Raw genomic sequence first — 23,383 nt, forward strand, 5'->3', positions numbered from 1 at the left:
CCGGGGCGCGGGCGCCGCACGGGAGCTGATGTCTGGCTCGCCGGTTCCCTACGCGATGTACGCACGGCCTGGCGAAAGTCTCCTGTGTCAATGCGCGGCCCGGCTCAGGTGGCTCCCGAGTGTCCAGAGCCGCGCTACGACGACCGTCCTTACGCGGCGGGACCTTCCGGCGCCGTCGCAGAGGCTGTCCCGGCGGCCGTGGGTGGAGCGGCCGGGGCTGCCTCGCGGTCGGGCGCGAGCGGGTCGGTCACCGTGCCGGACTCCTCGTCGAAGAGCCCCTGCGCCAGCCTGGTCACCGCTGCGGGGACCGGCGGCGCCAGGTCGGCCACAGCTCGGAGACCGGACAGGACGTCGTCGGGTCGTACGGCAGGTGTCACGTGCCGAACAACCAGCCGCAGTATCGCACAGGGCCCCTCTCCCGGCCTATCAGGCTGGGGACGACCCGCCTGCAGGCCGGCGACGGCACCCCGCGCGTCGAAGGTCCGCATGCCGTTCTTCGTCTTCCGCTGGACCTCGACCGTCTCCGCGGCGAGGAACGCGGTCACGGCATTGTCTGCGGCCTCCGGCTCGACGCCGTCCAGCCGCAGCTCCCACACGGACGCGGTGAGCCGGTCGGCCAGACCCGAGGTGCGGGCCTCGACGGCGTCGGTGATGTCGAGTCCGTCCGGCAGCGACTCGTCGAGCAGCTCGCGCAGCTTGTCGGGGTCGCGGGGCTCGGTGAGGGCGATCTCCAGGTACTCGGCCTCGCTGCCCGTGCCGGTGGGTGCGGCATTGGCGTACGACACCTTCGGGTGCGGTGTGAAGCCCGCCGAGTACGCCATGGGCACCTCGGCGCGCCGCAGCGCACGCTCGAAGGCGCGCTGGAAGTCACGGTGGCTGGTGAACCGGAGGCGGCCGCGCTTGGTGTAGCGCAGTCGGATGCGCTGCACCGCAGGTGCGGGCGGCGGGCCTTCGGGCTGTCGCTTGCCCAGTGGTTCTTCTCCTCGGTGCGGAGCGGGCGCGGGTGGCGCGCCGCCCTCGGACGTGCGGGGGGTTCCCTGGGGGCCGGCCGGCTCACCCCCGCTCGCGCGAGGAGATCTCGGTCTCGGCCGCCACGCCGGGAACGGTCAGTGGTTGTTGCGTATCACCCAGGTTACGCGCCCGGCGCGCGGCGCCCGTCACGGGCGTCGCTGCCCGACGTGTACGCGGTCCCGCCGCCCAGGGCGCGCCATGCGTCGCGGCGCGCACGGCGCAGGGTCAGGCGCGCCGAGGCGAACGCGGCGCGCACGGTCCGTCCGGCCTCGACGGCGGCCCGCGCGGCCGGGCGCCAGACGGCGTCGCGCACGAAGTGCCCGACAGGAGTGCACACGGCGCGGTGGAACCAGCGCGACGGACGGACCACGAGGTGCCACCCGAGCCACTTCAGTCCCCGGCCGACGGCACGCGACACGTACCCGGCGAACTGCCACGCGAGCCGGAGGGAGGCGACGGTCTCCCTGCCGACCGGCGCGAGGACGTGGCGGTACACCCAGGCCGCCGGCGCCACCACCAGGTGGACAAGGAGCCAGACGAAGCCGCGCCCGACTGGGGTGAGCACGTGCCGGTGGAGCCACACGGCGGGCAGGACCAGCCCGTACCGGCAGATCCACACGACCGGGACGACGAGCCCGTACGCCACCACCGGCACGACCACGTACCGCCACAGCGCCACCCACGGCCACACGAACAGCGCCCTGCCCAGCCAGGCCATGACGGCCGCGATGCCGCGCCCGAGCGGGGCCAGCACGTTCCGGTGGAGCCACACGAGCGGTGCGACCAGCAGGTTGGCCACGATCCACACCACCGGCGCCACCAGCAGATTGGCCCACGCCCACGCGATGCCGCGGCCGAGCGGGGCCAGCGCGTGCCGGTACAGCCACACGGCCGGAACCACCAGCCCGTACGCCACCACCGGCACGACCACGTACCGCCACAGCGCCACCCACGGCCACACGAACAGCGCCTTGCCGACCGGGACCAGCACATGGCGCAGGACGGCGCGGCCGAGCCGGGCGAGCGCGCGGCCGGCCGGTCGCAGCAGGGCACGGTGCAGGGCCCGCCCGCAGACGACGAGGACGTCCCAGACCATGCGCACCGGGACGACCAGGAGCACGACGAGGATCCGCAGCGGAATCCGGATGACCTGCGCGAGGCAGCCGTCCCCGGCCTCGTACTCCGAGACCGTGCCGTACCGCTGCCGCTGCCGCTCAGCCGCCGCCGGCGGCTTGTCGTAGTCCATGCCGGACAGGACGCATCCCGGCCCCGTCCGGATCCGGCCCCCGGCCACTTCCCACCGGGAACGGACGAGGGCCCGGCCACAGGGTCTCCCCCGCGGCCGGGCCCTCCCCCGAGCCGGGGGAACGCAGCGCTACTTGACGACGGTCAGCGGCAGGAGCTTCTTGCCCGTGGGACCGATCTGGATGTGCGTGTCCATCTGCGGACACACACCGCAGTCGAAGCACGGCGTCCAGCGGCAGTCCTCGACCTCGGTCTCGTCGAGCGCGTCCTGCCAGTCCTCCCAGAGCCAGTCCTTGTCGAGACCGGAGTCCAGGTGGTCCCAGGGCAGGACCTCCTCGTACGTGCGCTCACGCGTCGTGTACCAGTCGACGTCGACGCCGAACTCCGGCAGCGTCTTCTCGGCGCAGGCCATCCAGCGGTCGTACGAGAAGTGCTCGCGCCAGCCGTCGAAGCGGCCGCCGTCCTCGTAGACGGCGCGGATGACGGCGCCGACGCGGCGGTCACCGCGGGAGAGCAGGCCCTCGACGATGCCCGGCTTGCCGTCGTGGTAGCGGAAGCCGATCGAGCGGCCGTACTTCTTGTCGCCGCGGATCTTGTCGCGCAGCTTCTCCAGCCGCGCGTCCGTCTCCTCGGCGGACAGCTGCGGCGCCCACTGGAAGGGGGTGTGCGGCTTGGGCACGAAGCCGCCGATCGACACCGTGCAGCGGATGTCGTTGGACTTCGAGACCTCGCGGCCCTTGGCGATGACGTTCGCCGCCATGTCGGCGATCTGGAGCACGTCGTCGTCGGTCTCGGTCGGCAGGCCGCACATGAAGTACAGCTTCACCTGACGCCAGCCGTTGCCGTACGCCGTGGCGACGGTGCGGATCAGGTCCTCCTCCGAGACCATCTTGTTGATGACCTTGCGCATGCGCTCGGAGCCGCCCTCGGGGGCGAAGGTGAGACCGGACCGGCGGCCGTTGCGCGTCAGCTCGTTGGCCAGGTCCACGTTGAACGCGTCGACACGGGTCGAGGGCAGGGACAGGCCGATCTTGTCGTCCTCGTACCGGTCGGCGAGGCCCTTGGCGATGTCGCCGATCTCGCTGTGGTCCGCGGAGGACAGGGAGAGCAGGCCGACCTCCTCGAAGCCCGTCGCCTTGAGGCCCTTGTCCACCATCTCGCCGATGCCGGTGATGCTTCGCTCCCGCACGGGGCGCGTGATCATGCCGGCCTGGCAGAAGCGGCAGCCGCGGGTGCAGCCGCGGAAGATCTCGACGGACATCCGCTCGTGGACGGTCTCGGCGAGCGGGACCAGCGGCTGCTTGGGGTAGGGCCACTCGTCGAGGTCCATGACGGTGTGCTTGGACACGCGCCACGGCACGCCCGACCTGTTCGGCACGACGCGGCCGATGCGGCCGTCGGGCAGGTACTCGACGTCGTAGAACGCGGGGATGTAGACGCTGCCCGTCTTCGCGAGGCGGAGCAGGACCTCCTCGCGGCCGCCGGGCCGGCCCTCCGCCTTCCAGGCGCGGATGATCTCGGTCATGTCGAGCACGGCCTGCTCGCCGTCGCCGACGATCGCCGCGTCGATGAAGTCCGCGATGGGCTCGGGGTTGAACGCGGCGTGTCCGCCGGCGAGCACGATCGGGTCGTCGACCGTGCGGTCCTTCGACTCCAGCGGGATGCCCGCGAGGTCGAGCGCCGTGAGCATGTTGGTGTAGCCGAGCTCGGTGGAGAAGCTGAGCCCGAAGACGTCGAACGCCTTGACGGGGCGGTGGCTGTCCACGGTGAACTGCGGGACCCGGTGCTCGCGCATGAGCTCCTCGAGGTCCGGCCACACGCTGTAGGTGCGCTCCGCGAGCACGCCCTCGCGCTCGTTCAGTACCTCGTAGAGGATCATGACGCCCTGGTTGGGGAGTCCGACCTCGTACGCGTCGGGGTACATGAGCGCCCAGCGGACGTCGCAGGCGTCCCAGTCCTTGACGGTGGAGTTGAGTTCTCCGCCGACGTACTGGATCGGCTTCTGGACATGCGGGAGAAGCGCTTCCAGGCGTGGGAAGACCGACTCGACAGGCATCGTGGTGTCTCTCGTGAGCGGACAGGGGGTGACCATCAAGCGTACCCCGACGCTCAGCCGGTCAGATCCGCCCGCAGTCCGGAGGCCGTCGCCCGCTCCCACACCTCGGGCAGCTCGGCCTCGCGCTCCGTGGCGCGGGCCGACTCCTGGCCGTACAGCAGGCCCCAGGTGAACGACGACTCACCCGCCGCGTTCGCCGCGACCGCCAGGTCGCGCAGCGCTGCGCGGGCGACGACGCTGTCCTGGTGGTCGCCGAGGACCTTCTGCACGGCCTTCATCCGCTTGGCGAACCGCCGCGCCGGACGGCCCAGGGCCCGCGTCGCCGCCTCGGCGGCGTACCGGGCGCGCTTGGCGGCCTTGCGGGCGTCGTGCAGGGCCACGTCCCTGCCCTGGCCGGCGGGGAGGGCGAGGGCGTGCTCGACGCGGCGGGACAGCCGGTCGTACTCCTTGAGCACCGCGTCCGGCAGCGCTGCGTCGGCCGCCTTGCCGGCGGCCTTCAGCAGCGGTGGGCTCGCGAGCAGGGCGTCGAGGGAGGAGAGGAGGGCCAGATAGCGCGCGCTGTCGAGAGCGGCGACCGCCGTGCCGCGGGCGTCGGCCTCCCCGGCGACCGACCATGCCTTCAGACGCGCGGCGACCGGTCCGAGCACCAGGGTGTCGGGCAGGGAGCCGACGCGGGAGCGGAGCCGCTCGGCGAGGACCTCCTGGTCGCGGGCGACGCCGAGTTCCCCGGCGAGCCACGTGAGCTCGTCGATCAGGGGCTGGGTGGCATCGCGGTCGAGGATCTTCCGGTACGTGCGCAGGGCGCTGCGCAGCCGCCGGGTGGAGACGCGCATCTGGTGCACGGCGTCGGGCACGTCCCGGCGGACCCCGGGGTCGTGGGTGACGAGCGCGTCCCTCTGTTCCCGCAGGTAGCGCAGGATGTGGTCGCCGGCGGTGCGCGGGGTGGGCCCATCGGGGCGGGGCGCCGGGGCAACGCCGGTGGCGGCGAGGGCCCTGGCGAGCTTGGACGGCGCCGTGGACCTGCGCAGTCCGGCTTTGCGGAGCTTCTTGTCGACGGCGTCGAGGAACGCGGGGTCGCCGCCGTCGGCGAGTTCGACCTCGATCTCGTCCCAGCGGACGACGCCGTCGCCGCCCGGCGGCCGTTCGGCGTGCACCTCGTCCCTGCTGAGCTCGGCGAGGAGGGCGCCGTCGGCGTCGAGCAGATGGCGCACGGCGCGGACGGAGCGCAGGCGGACGACCGGATCGAGGGCGGCCTCGCGCGTGTACGCGCGGACGAGCGCGGCGAGTTCGGCCGGAACGTCGTCGGACAGGGGCGCGCTGATCTCGTCGCGGATGCCGGGGGCGACGGGCAGTTTGAGGTGCCAGCCGGCGTCGGCTCCGCCGGTCCTGCGCCGCAGGGTGACGGAGGCGGCGGCGAGCCGCAGGTCACCGGTGTCGTAGTAGACGGCGTCGAGCTCGTCGACGCCTCGGTCCCGGACGCCGGCGACTCCGGCGACCTGTGCCAGATCCGGCAGCCGGGTGTCGGGGCTGGCGTCGTACTTCCGCTCGATCTCGCGCTTGGTGTCCGCCATGCCCCGAATCTAGTCGCCGGCGCCGGGTGGCGGGAGACCGCCGGCCGCCCGGCGCCCTGCTCGAGGGGCTACGCGCTTATCGGGCGCTGGACCCGGATCGACTGGAGCAGGCCCACCGCGATCCAGACCGCGAACATGGAGGTGCCTCCGTACGACACGAACGGCAGCGGCAGGCCGGCCACCGGCATGATGCCCATCGCCATGCCGATGTTCTCGAAGGACTGGAAGGCGAACCAGGCGATGATCCCGGCCGCGACGATCGTGCCGTACAGCTCGGTGGTCTCCCGCGCGATGCGGCAGGCACGCCACATCACGACGCCGAGCAGCGCGAGGATCAGGCCCGCGCCGAGGAAGCCCAGTTCCTCGCCGGCGACCGTGAAGATGAAGTCGGTCTGCTGCTCGGGCACGAACTGTCCCGTGGTCTGGTGGCCGTTGAAGAGCCCGGCTCCGTAGAGCCCGCCGGAACCGATGGCGATCCGCGCCTGGTTGGTGTTGTAGCCGACGCCGGCGGGGTCGAGTTCGGGGTTGGCGAAGGCGGCGAAGCGGTTGATCTGGTACTCGTCGAGCAGTCCCAGCGCGGCCACCAGGGCCGCGCCCGCGGCGCCCGCGCCGATGAGGCCGAGGATCCAGCGGTTGGAGGCGCCCGAGGCGAGCAGGACGCCGAGCACGATCACGACCATGACCATCACGGAGCCGAGGTCCGGCATCAGCATGGTGATCGCCATGGGCACGACCGCGAGGCCGAGGGACTTGGCGACCGTGCGGTGGTCGGGATGGACCTGGTCGCCCGCGTCCACACGGGCGGCGAGCATCATCGCCATCACGAGGATGATCGTGATCTTCACGAACTCGGACGGCTGGAGCGAGAGGCCGCCGATGACGAGCCAGGCGTGGGCGCCGTTGATCGTCGCACCGAGCGGGGTCAGCACCAGCAGCACGAGCAGCACGGACAGCCCGTAGAGCACGGGCACCGCGCCGCGCAGCATGCGGTGGCCCAGCCAGATCGTGCCCACCATCAGCGCGAATCCGATGCCGATGTTCAGGCTGTGCCGGACCAGGAAGTGGTACGGGTCGCCGTGGTTGAGCTCGGTGCGCCCGCGGGTCGCCGACCACACCAGCAGGGTGCCGATGACGGACAGGGCGATCGCCGAGAACATCAACGGCCAGTCGAGCCTGCGCGCGACGGAGTCCCGCGCGCTCAGCCGGGACCACAGACCACCGCGCTCGGGGCCGTAGCCGGAGACGGAGAAGCCGCCTGCGCCTGCCATCTGTCAGTCCCTCCGTGCGGGCGGGCCCGCGAGCGCTGGTTCGGGGTCCTTCGGCTTCGGAGGAACGTAGGGCCTGATCTCCGGGGCGTCGATCGAGCCGTCCGGGAAGATCTTGGGCAGGCCCTTCTGCGGCTCGGGAAGCAGGGCCCTCTTCAGGTCCTGGTTGCCCTCCTTGTCCAGGCCGTACATCGCGTCGTAGATGTTGCGCACCGCGGGGCCCGACGCGCCGGAGCCCGTACCGCCCTGGGAGATCGTCATGACGATCGTGTAGTCGTCGGTGTAGGTCGCGAACCACGAGGTGGTCTGCTTGCCGTAGACCTGGGCGGTGCCGGTCTTGGCCCGCATCGGGATCTTGTCCTGCGGCCAGCCGCCGAACCGCCAGGCGGCGGTGCCGCCGGGCTCGACGACGGAGCGCAGGCCCTTGTCGAGGTCGCTGATGGTCTCGGCGTCCACCGGCAGCCTGCCGTGGGGCTTGGGCCTGATCTCCTCGACCCTCTTGCCGTCGGGGCTGACGACGGCCTTGCCGATGGTGGGGTTGAAGAGGGTGCCGCCGTTGCTGATGGCGGCGTAGGCGGTGGCCAGCTGGATGGGCGTGATGAGGACGTCGCCCTGGCCGATGGCGAAGTTGATGCTGTCGAAGGCCTTCAGCTGGTTGCCTTCGAGGCAGCTCTCGTAGGCGATCTGCTGGACGTAGGTGCCGCCCTTCTTGCCCTGCTTGCACCAGGCGTCCTTGTTGGCTTCCCAGAAGCTCTTCTTCCACTGCCGGTCCGGGATGCGGCCGACGACCTCGTTCGGCAGGTCGATGCCGGTCTCGGCGCCGAACCCGAAGTCATGGGCGGTCCGGTAGAACCAGTCGTGGGCGTTCTTCTTGGGCTTGAGGCCGCCGTCGCGCTGCCACTCCTGGTGGCCGAGACGGTAGAAGACGGTGTTGCAGGAGAACTTGAGGGCGTCCCCGAGGGTGATGGGGCCGTGCCCCTTGGACTCGAAGTTGGCGAAGCTCCGGTTGCCCATGCTGTAGGAGCTGGTGCAGTTGTAACGGTCGTCGAACGGGTAGCCCGCCCGCACGGCCGCGCTCGCGGAGACCACCTTGAAGACGGAGCCGGCGGGTGACTGGCCCTGGATGGCCCGGTTGAGCAGAGGGTAGTTGGAGTTCTTGCCGGTGAGCTTGGCGTAGTCCTTGGCGGAGATGCCGCCGACCCAGGCGTTGGGGTCGTAGTCGGGCTGGGAGGCCATCGCGATGACGCGGCCGGTCTTGGACTCCATGACGACCACGGCGCCCGCGTCCGCCTCGTACCTGCGGCCGGTGACCTTGTCGGTCTCCTGCCGGACGGTCTTCATCGCCTGGTGCAGCTCGTGCTCGGCGACGGCCTGGACCCGGGCGTCGATGCTGGTGATCACGTTGGAGCCGGGTACGCCGGGGTCGGACTCCGTCTGGCCCATGACCCGGCCCAGCTTGTCGACTTCGTACGACGTGACGCCCGCCTTGCCGCGCAACTGCTTGTCGTAGGTGCGCTCCAGGCCCGAGCGGCCGACCTGGTCGGAGCGCAGGTGCGGCGAGTCGGTGTCCTTGGCCTTCTGGATCTCCTCGTCGGTGACCGGCGAGAGGTAGCCGAGCACCTGCGAGGTGCGGGCCTTGCCGGGTGCGGGGTACCGGCGTACGGCGGTGGGTTCGGCGGTGATGCCGGGGAAGTCCTCGGAACTCTCCCGGATCCGCAGCGCCTGCTGCGTGGTCGCCTCGTCGGTGACCGGGATCGGCTGGTACGGGGAGCCGTTCCAGCAGGGCTGGGGCGTCTTGGAGTCGCACAGCCTGACCTTGTCCATGACCTCCTTCGGCTTCATGCCGAGGACACCGGCGAGCCGGGTCAGGACGGCCTTCCCGTCGTCCTTCATCTTCATCAGCTCGGTGCGCGACGCGGAGACCACGAGGCGAGTCTCGTTGTCGGCGAGCGGAACGCCGCGGGCGTCGAGGATCGAGCCGCGTACGGCCGGTGAGACGACCCGCTGCACGTGGTTGCCGCTGGCCTCGTCGGCGTACTCGTCGCCGTTGCGGATCTGGAGGTACCAGAGCCGGCCGCCGAGGGTGAGCAGGAGGGAGAAGACGAGTACCTGGATGATGACGAGCCGGATCTGGACCCGGGGGGTCCGCCCGGTCTCCGGAATGTTGCTCACGCCGCTGCCCCCTCGCTCACAGTCGCTTCACGCCCTTGATGCGTCCGGCTCGTGCCGCACGCGTCCTCGCCGCCCTGATCCGCAGTCCGCTGCGCTGGGAGCCGATCCGCAGGCCGGTGCTCGACGTCAGCCAGCCGGAGGCGACATCGGTGCCGTTGCTGCTCTGGCTCTCGGCGAGCGGATCGTTGTCGCTGCGTCTGGCGAGCCACATGATCAGCGGCACGGTGAAGGGCGCGAGGATCAGGTCGTAGACGGCGGCGGTGAACAGCAGGCTGCCGAGGCCGACATGGCGGGCCGCGGTGTCGCCGACGAGGGCGCCGACTCCCGCGTACAGCAGGGTGGATCCGATCGCGGCGGCGACGACCACGACCATCGGGCCGGTGGCGGAGCGCAGCTGCTGCCCGTTGTCGGGCCGGATGAGGCCGGCGAGGTAGCCGATGACGCACAGGACGAGCGCGTAGCGGCCCGCCGCGTGGTCGGCCGGTGGCGCGATGTCGGCGAGGAGGCCGGCGCCGAAGCCGATGAAGGCGCCCGCGACATGGCCGTAGACCATGGCGAGCCCGAGGACGGTCAGCAGCATCAGGTCAGGGACCGCGCCGGGCAGCTGGAGGCGGGCGAGGACGGTGACCTGGATGACGAGGGCGACCACGACCAGGGTCGTGGAGAGCAGCATCCGGTTGAAGCGCATGGCGGATCAGCTCCTGTTACTCGTCGTCCGGGACGTCGGCGGCGTTGTCGCCCGGTGGATCCTGTCCGGTGTCCTGCGCCTGCGCGTCGTCCCGCGTCTGCTCGTCCGGGGCCTGGCCGTCCTGCGCCTCGCCGTCCTGCTCCTCGCCGTCGACGCCGGGAGAGGCACCGGGCGTGACGGTCACCGTGACGGTGGGCGTCGGCTTGGGCTTCGCGGGCCTCGGCGGCAGCACCATGTCGCGCGGGTCGCTGCTCGGCGCCTGGACGACGACGCCGACGATGTCGAGCCTGCTGAAGGCGGCGTACGGGCGGACGTAGATGTTGCGGGTGAGGTCGCCGCCCGACGGGTCGACGCGGATGACCTCACCGACCGGGACGCCCGGCACGAACGGCTTGTTGCCCTGCGAGCCGAAGGTGACCAGCCGGTCGCCCTTCTTCACCTTGGACTTGCCGTTGAGCAGCTGGACGAGGAGCGGACGGTCGCCCTGACCGGTCGCGAAGCCCAGCTCGCTGGTCTTCTCCATACGCGTACCGACGGTGAAGTCGGGGTCGTTGGCCAGCAGGACCGTGGAGGTGCTGGGGCCGACGGTGGTCACGCGGCCGACGAGGCCGTCGCTGTTGACGACGGTCATGTCGCGCCTGATGCCGTCCTGCGCGCCGATGTCGATCGTGACGGTCCAGGAGAAGCCCTGGGCCGCTCCTATGGCGATGACCTCGGCGCCCTTGATCCCGTACTGTCCGGCCGCGGCGGTCCTGATCAGACCGTCGAGCTCGCGCAGCCGGCTGCGGTTGCGGTCGTCGCTGCCGAGCCGCTGTTTGAGTTCGGCGTTCTCCCGCTCCAGCTCGCTGATCCGGTCGTGACGCTCGCCGGAGTCGCGTACGGCGCCGATGGCGTTGCCGATCGGGGCGACCGCCGCCGCGACACCGCTCTCGACCGGGCCGAAGACGGTGGCCGCGGCCTGCCGGGCTCCGTCGACCGGTGACTCCTCACCGCCGCGGATGTCCACCGTGATCAAGGCGAACGCGATGGCGATCAGCAGCACCAGGAGCAGCCGGCTCTCTCGTGTGTCCCTCACGTGCGGCGGCCGTGCCTTCCTCGTCGGAATGGTGTGTCGGTGGAGCAACGGTCCTTCGCCGGAGGCGGCGGCGGAAGGACCCCCTCGTGGGGGCCTCTTGGGCCCCCGAACGGCGGATGCGGCCCGGCCGCTGCCGGGTCCGCCTCCCGGGTCAACGACGCGGCTGCGCGTCCAGTACCTGCTGGAGCGCCTCGAACTCCTCGACGCACTTGCCGGATCCGAGCGCCACCGAGTCCAGCGGGTCCTCGGCGATGTGGATCGGCATGCCCGTCTCGTGGCGCAGCCGCTCGTCGAGGCCGCGCAGCAGTGCGCCACCGCCGGTGAGGACGATGCCGCGGTCCATGACGTCGCCGGACAGCTCCGGCGGGCACTTGTCGAGCGTCGTCTTGACGGCGTCGACGATCGCGTTGACCGGTTCCTCGATGGCCTTGCGGACCTCGGCGGCGGAGATGACGACGGTCTTGGGCAGACCGGAGACGAGGTCGCGGCCGCGGATCTCGGTGTGCTCGTCCTCGTCCATGTCGTACGCGGAGCCAATGGTGATCTTGATGCTCTCGGCCGTGCGCTCACCGAGCAGGAGCGAGTACTCCTTCTTGATGTGCTGGATGATCGCGTTGTCCAGCTCGTCGCCGGCGACGCGGATGGACTGGGCCGTGACGATTCCGCCGAGCGAGATCACGGCGACCTCGGTGGTGCCGCCACCGATGTCGACGACCATGTTGCCGGTGGCCTCGTGGACGGGGAGTCCGGAGCCGATGGCCGCGGCCATCGGCTCCTCGATGATGTGCACCTGGCGGGCGCCGGCCTGCGTCGACGCCTCGATGACCGCACGGCGCTCGACACCCGTGATACCGGAGGGGACACAGACGACGACACGCGGGCGGGCGAGGTACCGGCGCTTGTGGATCTTCAGGATGAAGTAGCGGAGCATCCGCTCGGTGATCTCGAAGTCGGCGATGACGCCGTCCTTCAGCGGCCGGACGGCCACGATGTTGCCCGGCGTCCGGCCGATCATCTTCTTCGCCTCGGCGCCGACCGCGAGAATGCCGCCCGTGTTGGTGTTGATCGCGACGACGGACGGCTCGTTGAGAACGATCCCCCGGCCTCTGACGTACACCAGCGTGTTGGCGGTCCCGAGGTCGACAGCCATGTCACGGCCGATGAACGACATGTTGTTCCCCATGAGGATTCGTCTGGCCTTCCCAAATCGAGCATTGATGGCTTTTCAGGACGGCGAGGTGGGTGCTGTGGCGTGAGGCTTACATCGTAGTGCCGGTCACACCGACACCGCGCGCTGGTCCACCTCTGTTTATCGTGACGATGTGTCGCAGCGATGCGTTCCCGCTGTGGCCCGGCCTATGCCAAGGGGCGACCGAATTCCTTCGGTCGCCCCAGGTCATGAGCGCTGTTCGACTGACGCCGCGTCAGGAAAGGCCGGGAAAGAAAATTTTCAGCTCCCGAATGGCGGACTCCTCGGAGTCCGAGGCGTGGATGAGATTCTCCCGGACGATGGTGCCGAAGTCGCCACGAATGGAGCCCGGAGCCGCCGCGATCGGGTCGGTCGGTCCCGCCAGCTGGCGTACACCCTCGATGACGCGCTCACCCTCGACGACGAGCGCGACGACCGGGCCGGAGGACATGAAGGCGACCAGCGGCTCGTAGAACGGCTTGCCCTTGTGCTCGCCGTAGTGCTGCTCCAGGGTGTCCTGGTCCAGCGTGCGCAGCTCCAGCGCGCTGATGGTCCAGCCCGCCTTGGCCTCGATGCGGCCGATGATCTCGCCGATCAGGCCGCGTCGTACGGCGTCGGGCTTGAGCAGGACGAGCGTGCGCTGACTCACGGTACGGGCTCCTTCAGGTGCGGATTCAGGGCCTGCCGCGTCCCAACCGGGCAGCAGGCACTGATGAGGCTACAGGGCGACAGCCGCCCGCGATTACGCAGCGTCAGGCCCTGCCGAGGCCTGCGCCTCCCACCGGGCCTTCGCCTCGTCGATCCTGCGGCCGTAGAACACCGACGCCCACCACAGGCCGGCGAACAGCGCGCCGAGGAAGAACATCGTCGGCACGACGAAACCGCTCGCGATCAGCGCGATCTGGAGCGCCCAGCCCAGCTGGATCCCACCGGGCCGGGTGATCATGCCGCACAGCAGCACCGAGAGCAGCATCGCGATCCCGCAGACCGTCCACACCGCGGCCATCGACGCGCCGTCCGACTTCATGGCGACGAGACCGGCGAAGCCGATCACGAAGAACTCACCGATGAGTGTGGATGCACAGAGCGTACGCATCGGGTGTCAGCCCCTCCCCAGGAGCAGCCGGGCCTCGCCGACCGTGATCACGGAACCGGTCACCAGCACGCCCGCGCCGGCGAACTCCGACTCCTCCTCCGCCAGGGTGATCGCCGCCTCCAGCGCGTCGTCCAGACGCGGCTCCACGACCACCCTCTCGTCGCCGAAGACCTCCACGGCGATCGCCGCGAGCGCGTCCGCGTCCATGGCACGGTGGCTGGAGTTCTGCGTGACGACGATCTCGGCGAAGATCGGCTCGAACGCCTCCAGCAGGCCCCGCACGTCCTTGTCGTCGCTCGTGCCGACCACGCCGATGAGGCGGGAGAAGCCGAACGACTCCGTGATGCCTGCGGCGGTCGCCTGCGCGCCCGCGGGATTGTGGGCGGCGTCCAGCACGACGGTGGGGCTGCGGCGCACGACCTCCAGACGGCCCGGGGAGGAGACCGAGGCGAACGCCTTGCGGATGGTGTCCATGTCCAGCGCACGCGCCTGCTCGGCGCCCACGCCGAAGAAGGCCTCGACCGCGGCGAGCGCGACCGCCGCGTTGTGCGCCTGGTGGGCTCCGTAGAGCGGGAGGAAGATCTGGTCGTACTCGCCGCCGAGTCCGCGCAGCGTCAGGAGCTGGCCGCCGACCGCGATCTCCCGGGAGACCACACCGAACTCCATGCCCTCCCGGGCGACCGTCGCGTCGGCCTCCACGGCCTTCTTCAGCATCACCTGGGCGGCGTCCACCGGCTGCTGCGCCAGGATGACCGTCGCGCCCTGCTTGATGATCCCGGCCTTCTCGCCGGCGATCTCGGCGGGCGTGGCGCCGAGCCGGTCGGTGTGGTCCAGGCTGATCGGCGTGACCACGGCGACCGAGCCGTCGATCACGTTCGTCGCGTCCCAGCTGCCGCCCATGCCGACCTCGACGACGGCGACGTCCACCGGCGCGTCGGCGAACGCCGCGTACGCCATGCCGGTGAGCACCTCGAAGAAGGAGAGCCGGTACTCCTGGCTCGCGTCGACCATCTCCACGTACGGCTTGATGTCGCGGTAGGTGTCGACGAAGCGCTCGGCGTCGATGGGGGCGCCGTCCAGGCTGATCCGCTCGGTGATCGACTGCACGTGGGGCGAGGTGTACCGCCCGGTGCGCAGCTCGAAGGCGCCGAGCAGCGCCTCGATCATGCGGGCCGTGGACGTCTTGCCGTTGGTCCCGGTGATGTGGATCGAGGGGTACGCCCGCTGGGGCTCGCCCAGCACGTCCATCAGGGCGGAGATCCGGGAGACCGAGGGCTCCAGCTTGGTCTCGCCCCAGCGCGTCGCCAGGTCGGCCTCGACCTCGCGCAGCGCCTTGTCCACCTCCGGGTCCGCGGGCCGGGCGGGCGCGGCGTCGCTCTGCGGCGCCCCGGCCTGCGCGCGCAGCGTGCGGCTGCCGGCCTCGATCACCGCCAGGTCGGGGTCACGGTCGGTCTCGGCATCGACGATCTCGTCGAACGGGTCGGGGTGCTCACTCACGGGTCCAGTCTACGGAGCGGAACCGACAGGTACGGGTGAGGCCCCGGTGGATCCCCGGGGCCTCACCCGTACCTGGACGTGCGCCGTCAGCCCTGCGGCAGGTTCTCCAGCTGGGTCGTGATGCGGGCGATGTCCTCGTCCGCCGTGGCCAGACGCCTACGGATCTTGTCGACCACGTTGTCCGGCGCCTTCGCCAGGAACGCCTCGTTGCCGAGCTTGGCCGTGGCCTGCGCCTTCTCCTTCTCGGCCGCCGCCAGGTCCTTCGTCAGACGCTTGCGCTCCGCCTCGACGTCGATCGTGCCCGACAGGTCCAGCGCGACCTTGGCGCCCGCGACCGGCAGCGACGCGGTGGCGTGGAAGCCCTCGCCCTCCGGCTGCAGACGCAGCAGCTGACGGATCGCCGCCTCGTGCGGCACGAGGGCCGTGCCGTCCAGGGTGAGCCTGGCCGGGACCTTCTGGCCGGGCTGCAGACCCTGGTCGCTGCGGAACCGGCGAACCTCGGTGACGACCCGCTGGACCAGCTCGATCTCCCGCTCGGCCGCCTCGTCACGGAAGCCGCTGTCGGCGGGCCAGTCGGCGACGACCAGGGACTCGCCGCCGGTCAGCGTCGTCCACAGGGTGTCGGTGACGAACGGGACGACCGGGTGCAGCAGGCGCAGCATCACGTCCAGGACCTCACCGAGGACCCGGCCGGACACCCTCGCCTGCTCGCCGCCCGCGAAGAACGTCGTCTTCGACAGCTCGACGTACCAGTCGAAGACCTCGTCCCAGGCGAAGTGGAAGAGGGACTCGGAGAGCTTCGCGAACTGGTAGTCCTCGTAGTACGCGTCGACCTCGGCGACCGTCTTGTTCAGCCGCGACAGGATCCACCGGTCGGTGGAGGACATCCGCTCGGGCGCGGGCAGCGGCCCCTCGACCGTCGCGCCGTTCATCAGCGCGAAGCGGGTCGCGTTCCAGATCTTGTTGGCGAAGTTGCGCGAGCCCTGGACCCAGTCCTCGCCGATCGGCACGTCGACGCCGGGGTTGGCACCGCGGGCGAGCGTGAAACGCAGCGCGTCGGAGCCGTACTTGTCCATCCAGTCCAGCGGGTTGACCGCGTTCCCGAAGGACTTGGACATCTTCTTGCCGAACTGGTCGCGGACCATGCCGTGCAGGGCGATGGTGTGGAACGGCGGGGTGCCGTCCATCGCGTAGATGCCGAACATCATCATCCGGGCGACCCAGAAGAAGAGGATGTCGTAGCCGGTGACCAGGACCGAGTTCGGATAGAACTTCGCGAGGCTCTCGGTCTGCTCGGGCCAGCCGAGCGTGGAGAACGGCCACAGGCCGGAGGAGAACCAGGTGTCCAGGACATCGGTCTCCTGGTGCCAGCCCTCGCCGCTCGGCGGCTCCTCGTCCGGGCCGACGCAGACGGTCTCGCCGTTCGGCCCGTACCAGACCGGGATGCGGTGGCCCCACCACAGCTGGCGCGAGATGCACCAGTCGTGGAGGTTGTCGACCCAGTCGAAGTACCGCTTCTCCATCTCCTGCGGATGGATCTTGACCTTGCCGTCGCGCACGGCGTCGCCGGCCGCCTTCGCCAGCGGGCCGACCTTGACCCACCACTGCATGGACAGGCGCGGCTCGATGGTGGTCTTGCACCGCGAGCAGTGGCCGACGGAGTGGACGTAGGGGCGCTTCTCGGCGACGATCCGCCCCTCGGCGCGCAGCGCGGCGACGATGGCGGAACGGGCCTCCAGGCGGTCCAGGCCCTGGAAGGGGCCGTGCGCGGTGATGACCGCGCGCTCGTCCATGACGGCGAGCGACGGCAGGTTGTGCCGCTGGCCGATCTCGAAGTCGTTCGGGTCATGGGCCGGCGTCACCTTGACGGCACCGGTGCCGAACTCCGGGTCGACATGCTCGTCGGCGACGACGGGGATCGAACGGTCCGTCAGCGGCAGCTTGATCTGCTTGCCGACCAGGTGCTTGTAGCGCTCGTCGTCTGGGTGGACGGCGACGGCGGTGTCACCGAGCATCGTCTCGGCGCGAGTTGTGGCGACGACGATGGTCTCGTCACCGTCTCCGTACTTCATGGAGACGAGTTCACCGTCGTCGTCCTGGTACTCGACCTCGATGTCCGAGATGGCCGTCAGACAGCGCGGGCACCAGTTGATGATGCGCTCGGCGCGGTAGATGAGCTCGTCGTCGTACAGCTTCTTGAAGATGGTCTGAACGGCCTGCGACAGCCCTTCGTCCATCGTGAACCGCTCGCGGGACCAGGCGACGCCGTCGCCCAGGCGGCGCATCTGCCCGGAGATCTGGCCTCCGGACTCGCTCTTCCACTGCCAGACGCGCTCGATGAAGGCCTCGCGACCGAGGTCGTGACGGGACTTGCCCTCCTTGGCGAGCTCACGCTCGACCACGTTCTGCGTGGCGATGCCGGCATGGTCCATACCGGGCTGCCACAGCGTCTCGTAGCCCTGCATCCGCTTGCGGCGGGTCACGGCGTCGATCAGCGTGTGCTCGAAAGCATGGCCGAGGTGCAGGCTGCCCGTGACGTTCGGCGGCGGGATGACGACGGTGAAGGGCTGCTTCTCGCTCTTCGCGTCCGCCTCGAAGTACCCGCGCTCTACCCAGCGCTCGTACAGCGCCCCCTCTACGTCGGCCGGCGCGTACTGGGTCGGCAGGTCGGGGGTGCTGGCTGGCTGATGCTGAGTGTTCTCGGTCACGGGGTCAGTTTAGGGGTGTCACGGCGCGGTCCTGAAACGCGATTGTTCCGTAACGGTGTGCCCCCCGCCGCCCCGGGGGGAGGCCGCTTGCGCCAGGATGTCGGGAACACATAAACATCACGAGGGGAACACCCGTAATGAGCTACAACCAGCCGGGTCCGTACGGCGGCCAGCCGCAGCAGCCGGGCCCGTACGGCCAGCCGGGCCCCTACGGCCAGCCGCAGGGGCAGCCGGGCCCCTACGGCCAGCAGCCGCAGGCCCCGCAACCCGGCTACGGGTATCCGCAGCAGGCCCCGCAGGGCGTGCCTCCGCAGCAGCAGCCCGGCCAGTGGGGTCAGCCGCAGCAGCCGGGCCCCTACGGCCAGCAGCCGCAGTACGGCCAGCAGCCTCCGTACGGCGCGGGCCCGGGCGCCTACCCGCCGCCCCCGCCGGCACAGGGCGGCGGCAAGAAGACGGGTCTGATCATCGGCGCGGTGGCCGTTGTGGCGGCGCTGGGTGTGGGCGCGTACTTCCTCTTCGGCGGCAGCGGCGGCAACGGCGCGGTCGCGGACGACACCAAGGGCTACAAGGTCGCGCCTGCCGCGTCGATCGACGACTACAAGAAGCAGGGTGCCGACAAGACGGCCCCGATGGACGACGAGCAGAAGAAGAAGGCCACCGCGATGGGGATCACCAACCCCAGCATGATCGCGGCCGAGTACAAGTCCGGTGACAGCAGCGACCCGCTCAAGGCCAAGAACATGAGCCTCAACGGCATGTGGGGCGAAGTCGCGGACCCGGAGAAGGCGATCGACACCGCCTTCGCCAACTACAAGGACGACGAGAGCAACGACCTGGGCCCCGACATGGAGATCGAGCCCGTCGGCGACCCGGTCGAGAAGGCTCCGTCGGGCTTCGAGGGCGCTCTGATGAAGTGCCAGGAGATCAAGTTCATCAACTCCAAGGGCGACGGCACCGCGAAGAACGGTCCGAAGGAGTTCATGATCCCGACCTGCATCTGGGCCGACTACAGCACCGTCGGTGTCGTCAACGCGATGGACCTGGCCGCGATCATGACGGGCAAGGGCTACTCGCTCGACGAGGTCGCCGAGCTCACCGCCAAGCACTACAAGGCGTCGCGCGCGAAGCTGTGACCACTGCCGATCCGAGCCCCGTCTGCCTCATCCGGCCGGCGGGGCGTCCCCCTTTCCTGGGCCGTGACCCCGCTGGGTCCAGCCGACTGCCACGTGTGCGCACATCGCGCCGATCCACCAGGCGATGACGGCTCGGACGTTCGCGGTTCCCCGCGGACGCGCCGCAGCACGAGGGGCCTCGGCACCAGCCGGTCGGCGGGCAAAAGGGCGCCCGGCCGGTTCCTCAACCGGCCGGGCGCCCTTCGCCGTTCACGCGCTGCGCGCGCCTACGCGCTCTTCTCGTGGCGGCCGTTGCCCTCGTCCTTCACGATCCTCGGCACCAGCGTCGGGTTCACGTTGTTGTGGACCACGTCCTCCGTGATCACCACGCGGGCCACGTCCTTGCGGGACGGGACCTCGTACATCACCGACATCAGGACCTCCTCCATGATGGCCCGCAGGCCACGCGCACCCGTGCCGCGCAGGATCGCCTGGTCGGCGATGGCCTCCAGGGCCGGGAGGTCGAAGTCCAGTTCCACGCCGTCGAGTTCGAACAGGCGCTGGTACTGCTTGACCAGCGCGTTGCGCGGCTCGACCAGGATCTTGAGCAGCGCCTCGCGGTCGAGGTTGTGGACCGAGGTGATGACGGGGAGGCGGCCGATGAACTCCGGGATCATGCCGAACTTGACCAGGTCCTCCGGCATGACCTCCTGGAACTGGTCGCTCGCCTCGATCTCCCGCTTCGAGCGGATCGTGGCACCGAAGCCGATGCCCTTCGCCCCCGCACGCGACTCGATGATCTTCTCGAGGCCGGCGAACGCGCCGCCCACGATGAAGAGCACGTTCGTCGTGTCGATCTGGATGAACTCCTGGTGCGGGTGCTTGCGGCCGCCCTGCGGGGGGACCGAGGCGGTGGTCCCCTCCAGGATCTTGAGGAGTGCCTGCTGTACACCCTCACCCGAGACGTCCCGGGTGATCGACGGGTTTTCGCTCTTACGGGCGACCTTGTCGATCTCGTCGATGTAAATGATCCCGGTCTCGGCCTTCTTGACGTCGTAGTCGGCCGCCTGGATCAGCTTGAGCAGGATGTTCTCGACGTCCTCACCGACATAGCCGGCCTCCGTCAGCGCGGTCGCGTCGGCGATCGCGAACGGCACGTTCAGCATGCGGGCCAGCGTCTGCGCGAGCAGAGTCTTGCCCGAACCCGTGGGCCCGAGCAGCAGGATGTTGGACTTGGCGAGTTCGATCGCGTCGTCCCGCCCCTGCGCGCCGCCGTTCTCGCCGGCCTGGACGCGCTTGTAGTGGTTGTACACCGCGACGGAGAGCGCCTTCTTGGCCGGCTCCTGGCCGACCACGTAGCTCTCCAGGAACTCGTAGATCTCGCGCGGCTTGGGAAGCTCCTCCCAGCGCACCTCGCTCGTCTCGGCGAGCTCCTCCTCGATGATCTCGTTGCAGAGGTCGATGCACTCGTCGCAGATGTACACCCCGGGGCCTGCGATGAGCTTCTTCACCTGCTTCTGGCTCTTTCCGCAGAACGAGCACTTGAGCAGGTCGCCGCCATCACCGATGCGTGCCACGAGGTGCTTCCCCTTCGCCTGGGAGCGGCTTGGTTCAGCCGGCTCCTGGTGCCTCATATCCGACGGTACCTTGCCTGGCCCCCCGTTCGGGCCCCCCTTGGCGCGGTTCACTTTGTCGTGTACCGCACCAAGGGTGCTGCCGGATCCGTCAGGCGGCCGCTGCGGCCGTGCTCTTACGGGTCGAGACGATCTGGTCGACGAGGCCGTACGCCAGCGCGTCCTCGGCGGTCAGGATCTTGTCGCGCTCGATGTCGTCGCGGACCTTCTCGATCGGCGTGGTGGAGTGCTTGGCGAGCATCTCCTCCAGCTGCTCGCGCATGCGCAGGATCTCGTTGGCCGCGATCTCCAGGTCGGACAGCTGCTCCCGGCCGGTCTGCGAGGACGGCTGGTGGATCAGCACGCGCGCGTGCGGCAGGGCCATCCGCTTGCCGGGGGTGCCGGCGGCCAGCAGCACGGCCGCGGCGGACGCCGCCTGGCCCATGCAGACCGTCTGGATGTCCGGCTTCACGAACTGCATCGTGTCGTAGATGGCGGTCAGCGCGGTGAAGGAGCCACCGGGGCTGTTGATGTAGATCGAGATGTCGCGGTCCGGGTCCATCGACTCGAGGCACAGCAGCTGCGCCATCACGTCGTTGGCGGAGGCGTCGTCGATCTGCACCCCGAGGAAGATCACGCGCTCCTCGAAGAGCTTCGCGTACGGGTCGTACTCGCGCACGCCCTGCGAGGTGCGCTCGACGAAGCGCGGGACGACATAGCGGTTGTCCGGCTGGGGGCCGGTGTAGAGGCCGCTCGCGGAGAAGTTGCTCATGTGGGTGTTCACCATCCTGGTGGCGTTCTGCGGGCTCGGGTGGGGGCTCTGCGGCTCAGGCGCCGGTGCCGCCGCCGCCCGGGACGCCCGATGCGGCGGAGATGATCTCGTCGATGAGGCCGTAGTCCTTGGCCTCCTCCGCGGTGAACCAGCGGTCCCGGTCACCGTCACGGATGATCGTCTCGACGGTCTGACCGGAGTGCTGGGCGGTGATCTCCGCCATGCGCTTCTTGGTGCGGAGCAGGTACTCGGCCTGGATCTTGATGTCCGAGGCGGTACCGCCGAGACCGGCCGAACCCTGGTGCATGAGGATGTCGGTGTTCGGCAGGGCGAAGCGCTTGCCCGGGGCGCCGCCCGTCAGCAGGAACTGGCCCATGGACGCCGCCATGCCCATGCCGATCGTCACGACGTCGTTCGGGATGTACTGCATGGTGTCGTAGACCGCCATGCCGGCCGTCACCGAGCCACCGGGGCTGTTGATGTAGAGGTAGATGTCCTTGTCGGGGTCGGCGGCCAGGAGCAGCATCTGCGCCGTGATCTTGTTGGCGATGTCGTCGTCGACCTGCTGGCCGAGGAAGATGATGCGCTCGCCGAGCAGCCGGCTGTAGACCTGGTCGCCGAGGCCACCACCGATGGACGGCTCACCGGCGGCGTAAGGCATCAGATTCGTCACGTGTCCACCTGCTCGTCTCTGACGGCTTCGGCCGTCTCAGCGTCTTGGTACTGGGGCGGGGACTCCCCTGCCCTCGTATTCATGGACCCTAACGCGCAGGTCGGACATAGCCATCCCGGTTCCCGAACTGTTCGCTCGGAGCGCAAGGTAGTTGGGCCCCGGCGGTGCCCGGCGTCCCGGCCGTCCACGCCGACGGGCCCCGGACGCCCTGCGGCGTCCGGGGCCCGTCCATGAGTGGGCGCGAGGCTCAGGCCTCGGACTTCTCGTCGCCCTCGGCGTCACCCTCGACGACGGCCTCGACCGTCTCGGCGGCGGCCTCGGTCTCGTCCTCGTCCTCCAGGTCGACGACCTCACCGTTGGTGTCGGTGACCGTGGCGGCCTCGACGACGACGGCCAGCGCCTTGCCGCGGGCGACCTCGCCGACGAGCATCGGCACCTGGCCGCCCTCGACGACGGCCTGGGCGAACTGGTCGGGGCTCATGCCGGAGGAGGCGGCGCGCCGCATGAGGTGCTCGGTGAGCTCCTCCTGGTTGACGTTCAGCTTCTCCTTGTTGACCAGCTCGTCGAGGACGAACTGGGTCTTGATGCCCTTGACCGCCTGCTCCTTGGTCTCGGCGTCGAACTCCTCGGCGGTCTTGCCCTGGATCTCCAGGTACTTGTCGAGGGTCAGACCCATCTGACCGAGCTGGTGGTGCTCGAGGTTGTGCTTACGGGTGTTGATCTCGTCCTCGAGCAGCTTCTCGGGGACCGGGACCTCGACCAGCTCGAGCAGCTTCTCCAGGACGCGCTCCTGGGCCTGCGTGGCCTGGTCGTACTGCTTCATGTTCTCGAGGCGCTTGCGGCTGTCCGCCTTCAGCTCCTCGAGGGTGTCGAACTCACTCGCCATCTGCGCGAAGTCGTCGTCGAGCTCGGGGAGCTCACGGGCGGCGACGGCGGTGACCTTGACGGTGACCTCGGCGTCCTTGCCCTCGGCGGAGCCGCCCTTCAGCTGCGAGGTGAAGGTGGCCTCGCCGCCGGCCTCCAGGCCGGTGACGGCCTCGTCGATGCCGTCGAGGAGCTCGCCGGAACCGATGGTGTACGACACGCCGTTCGCGACACCGTCGGGCAGGACCTCGCCGTCGACCTTGGCCTCCAGGTCGATCGTGACGACGTCGCCCTCGGCGGCGGCGCGCTCGACCGGGTTGGTGGAGGCGAAGCGCTCGCGCAGCTGCTCGACGGACTTCTCGACGTCCTCGTCGGTGACCTCGACGGCGTCGACGGTGACCTCGATGCCGGAGTAGTCCGGGATCTCGATGGTCGGGCGGACGTCCACCTCGGCGGTGAAGTTCAGCGTCTCGCCGTCCTTCAGCTCCGTGATGTCGACCTCGGGCTGGCCGAGCGGGTTGATCTCGGCCTCGTTGACCGCCTCGGTGTAGAACTTCGGGAGGGCGTCGTTGACGGCCTCCTCCAGCACCGCACCACGGCCGAACCGCTGGTCGATGACCCTGGCCGGGATCTTGCCCTTGCGGAAGCCCTTGACCGTGACCTGCTGGTTGATCTTCTTGTACGCCGCGTCGAGGCTGGCCTTGAGCTCCTCGAAGGGCACCTCGACAGTGAGCCGAACCCGGGTCGGGTTCAGGGTCTCCACGGCGCTCTTCACG

Annotated in this window: 18 protein-coding genes; 1 reads left to right on the forward strand and 17 read right to left on the reverse strand. The window is 69.9% G+C overall.

Translation table 11 applies throughout. The features are described 5' to 3' along the window. Positions 1-149: 149 nt before the first annotated feature. The 13 genes from AB0K02_RS02410 to AB0K02_RS02470 all read right to left on the reverse strand — a co-directional run bounded on the left by AB0K02_RS02410 (position 150) and on the right by AB0K02_RS02470 (position 17,573). Positions 150-929: a TIGR03936 family radical SAM-associated protein gene (locus tag AB0K02_RS02410; protein ID WP_365990454.1), complete on the reverse strand. Its 780-nt coding sequence runs from the start codon at positions 927-929 to the stop codon at positions 150-152. Positions 930-1,132: 203 nt separating this feature from the next. Then, positions 1,133-2,257, reverse strand: coding sequence for a hypothetical protein (locus tag AB0K02_RS02415; RefSeq protein ID WP_365990455.1), 1,125 nt, complete (start codon positions 2,255-2,257; stop codon positions 1,133-1,135). Between the two features lie 129 nt (positions 2,258-2,386). After that, entirely contained in the window at positions 2,387-4,312 is a 1,926-nt protein-coding gene (locus AB0K02_RS02420) for a TIGR03960 family B12-binding radical SAM protein (RefSeq protein WP_365990456.1), read from the reverse strand. A gap of 53 nt (positions 4,313-4,365) precedes the next feature. After that, the gene (locus AB0K02_RS02425) at positions 4,366-5,883 is read right to left on the reverse strand and encodes a CYTH and CHAD domain-containing protein (protein WP_365990457.1); all 1,518 of its coding nucleotides are present in this window, start codon (positions 5,881-5,883) and stop codon (positions 4,366-4,368) included. Between the two features lie 68 nt (positions 5,884-5,951). Next, positions 5,952-7,151 (reverse strand): rod shape-determining protein RodA, encoded by a 1,200-nt coding sequence (gene rodA / locus AB0K02_RS02430; protein WP_365990458.1) that lies wholly within the window; start codon positions 7,149-7,151, stop codon positions 5,952-5,954. A 3-nt stretch (positions 7,152-7,154) separates the two neighbouring features. Beyond that, complete coding sequence (gene mrdA / locus AB0K02_RS02435) at positions 7,155-9,320, reverse strand: penicillin-binding protein 2 (RefSeq protein ID WP_365990459.1); 2,166 nt, start codon at positions 9,318-9,320, stop codon at positions 7,155-7,157. Positions 9,321-9,336: 16 nt separating this feature from the next. Then, positions 9,337-10,008, reverse strand: coding sequence for a rod shape-determining protein MreD (gene mreD, locus AB0K02_RS02440; protein WP_365990460.1), 672 nt, complete (start codon positions 10,006-10,008; stop codon positions 9,337-9,339). A gap of 16 nt (positions 10,009-10,024) precedes the next feature. After that, complete coding sequence (gene mreC / locus AB0K02_RS02445) at positions 10,025-11,083, reverse strand: rod shape-determining protein MreC (RefSeq protein ID WP_365990461.1); 1,059 nt, start codon at positions 11,081-11,083, stop codon at positions 10,025-10,027. 151 nt (positions 11,084-11,234) lie between these two features. Continuing rightward, positions 11,235-12,254 carry a rod shape-determining protein gene (locus AB0K02_RS02450; RefSeq protein ID WP_365990736.1) on the reverse strand — a complete coding sequence of 340 codons (1,020 nt, stop codon included), beginning with the start codon at positions 12,252-12,254 and terminating at the stop codon, positions 11,235-11,237. A 253-nt stretch (positions 12,255-12,507) separates the two neighbouring features. Further along, positions 12,508-12,921 (reverse strand): nucleoside-diphosphate kinase, encoded by a 414-nt coding sequence (gene ndk, locus AB0K02_RS02455; RefSeq protein ID WP_177150819.1) that lies wholly within the window; start codon positions 12,919-12,921, stop codon positions 12,508-12,510. Positions 12,922-13,014: 93 nt separating this feature from the next. Then, positions 13,015-13,368, reverse strand: a complete 354-nt coding sequence (locus AB0K02_RS02460) for a DUF4233 domain-containing protein (RefSeq protein ID WP_365990462.1) — start codon at positions 13,366-13,368, stop codon at positions 13,015-13,017. A 6-nt stretch (positions 13,369-13,374) separates the two neighbouring features. Then, the gene (locus tag AB0K02_RS02465) at positions 13,375-14,865 is read right to left on the reverse strand and encodes a folylpolyglutamate synthase/dihydrofolate synthase family protein (RefSeq protein WP_365990463.1); all 1,491 of its coding nucleotides are present in this window, start codon (positions 14,863-14,865) and stop codon (positions 13,375-13,377) included. An 86-nt stretch (positions 14,866-14,951) separates the two neighbouring features. Next, positions 14,952-17,573 carry a valine--tRNA ligase gene (locus AB0K02_RS02470; protein ID WP_365990464.1) on the reverse strand — a complete coding sequence of 874 codons (2,622 nt, stop codon included), beginning with the start codon at positions 17,571-17,573 and terminating at the stop codon, positions 14,952-14,954. 137 nt (positions 17,574-17,710) lie between these two features. On the opposite strand from AB0K02_RS02470, the gene AB0K02_RS02475 reads away from it, so the two are divergent. After that, positions 17,711-18,706 (forward strand): hypothetical protein, encoded by a 996-nt coding sequence (locus AB0K02_RS02475; RefSeq protein WP_365990465.1) that lies wholly within the window; start codon positions 17,711-17,713, stop codon positions 18,704-18,706. A gap of 266 nt (positions 18,707-18,972) precedes the next feature. On the opposite strand, the gene clpX is transcribed toward AB0K02_RS02475, so the two are convergent. The 4 genes from clpX to tig all read right to left on the reverse strand — a co-directional run bounded on the left by clpX (position 18,973) and on the right by tig (position 23,382). Continuing rightward, complete coding sequence (clpX, locus tag AB0K02_RS02480) at positions 18,973-20,262, reverse strand: ATP-dependent Clp protease ATP-binding subunit ClpX (protein WP_177150824.1); 1,290 nt, start codon at positions 20,260-20,262, stop codon at positions 18,973-18,975. 148 nt (positions 20,263-20,410) lie between these two features. Next, the gene (locus AB0K02_RS02485) at positions 20,411-21,085 is read right to left on the reverse strand and encodes an ATP-dependent Clp protease proteolytic subunit (RefSeq protein ID WP_177150825.1); all 675 of its coding nucleotides are present in this window, start codon (positions 21,083-21,085) and stop codon (positions 20,411-20,413) included. A 40-nt stretch (positions 21,086-21,125) separates the two neighbouring features. Further along, a complete protein-coding gene (locus AB0K02_RS02490; protein ID WP_365990737.1) occupies positions 21,126-21,731 on the reverse strand; it encodes an ATP-dependent Clp protease proteolytic subunit in 606 nt (201 codons plus the stop codon). A 259-nt stretch (positions 21,732-21,990) separates the two neighbouring features. Next, positions 21,991-23,382, reverse strand: a complete 1,392-nt coding sequence (tig, locus tag AB0K02_RS02495; RefSeq protein ID WP_365990466.1) for a trigger factor — start codon at positions 23,380-23,382, stop codon at positions 21,991-21,993. Position 23,383: the final 1 nt, after the last annotated feature.

This window comes from Streptomyces sp. NPDC049597 (assembly GCF_040675505.1).
Classification (GTDB): domain Bacteria; phylum Actinomycetota; class Actinomycetes; order Streptomycetales; family Streptomycetaceae; genus Streptomyces.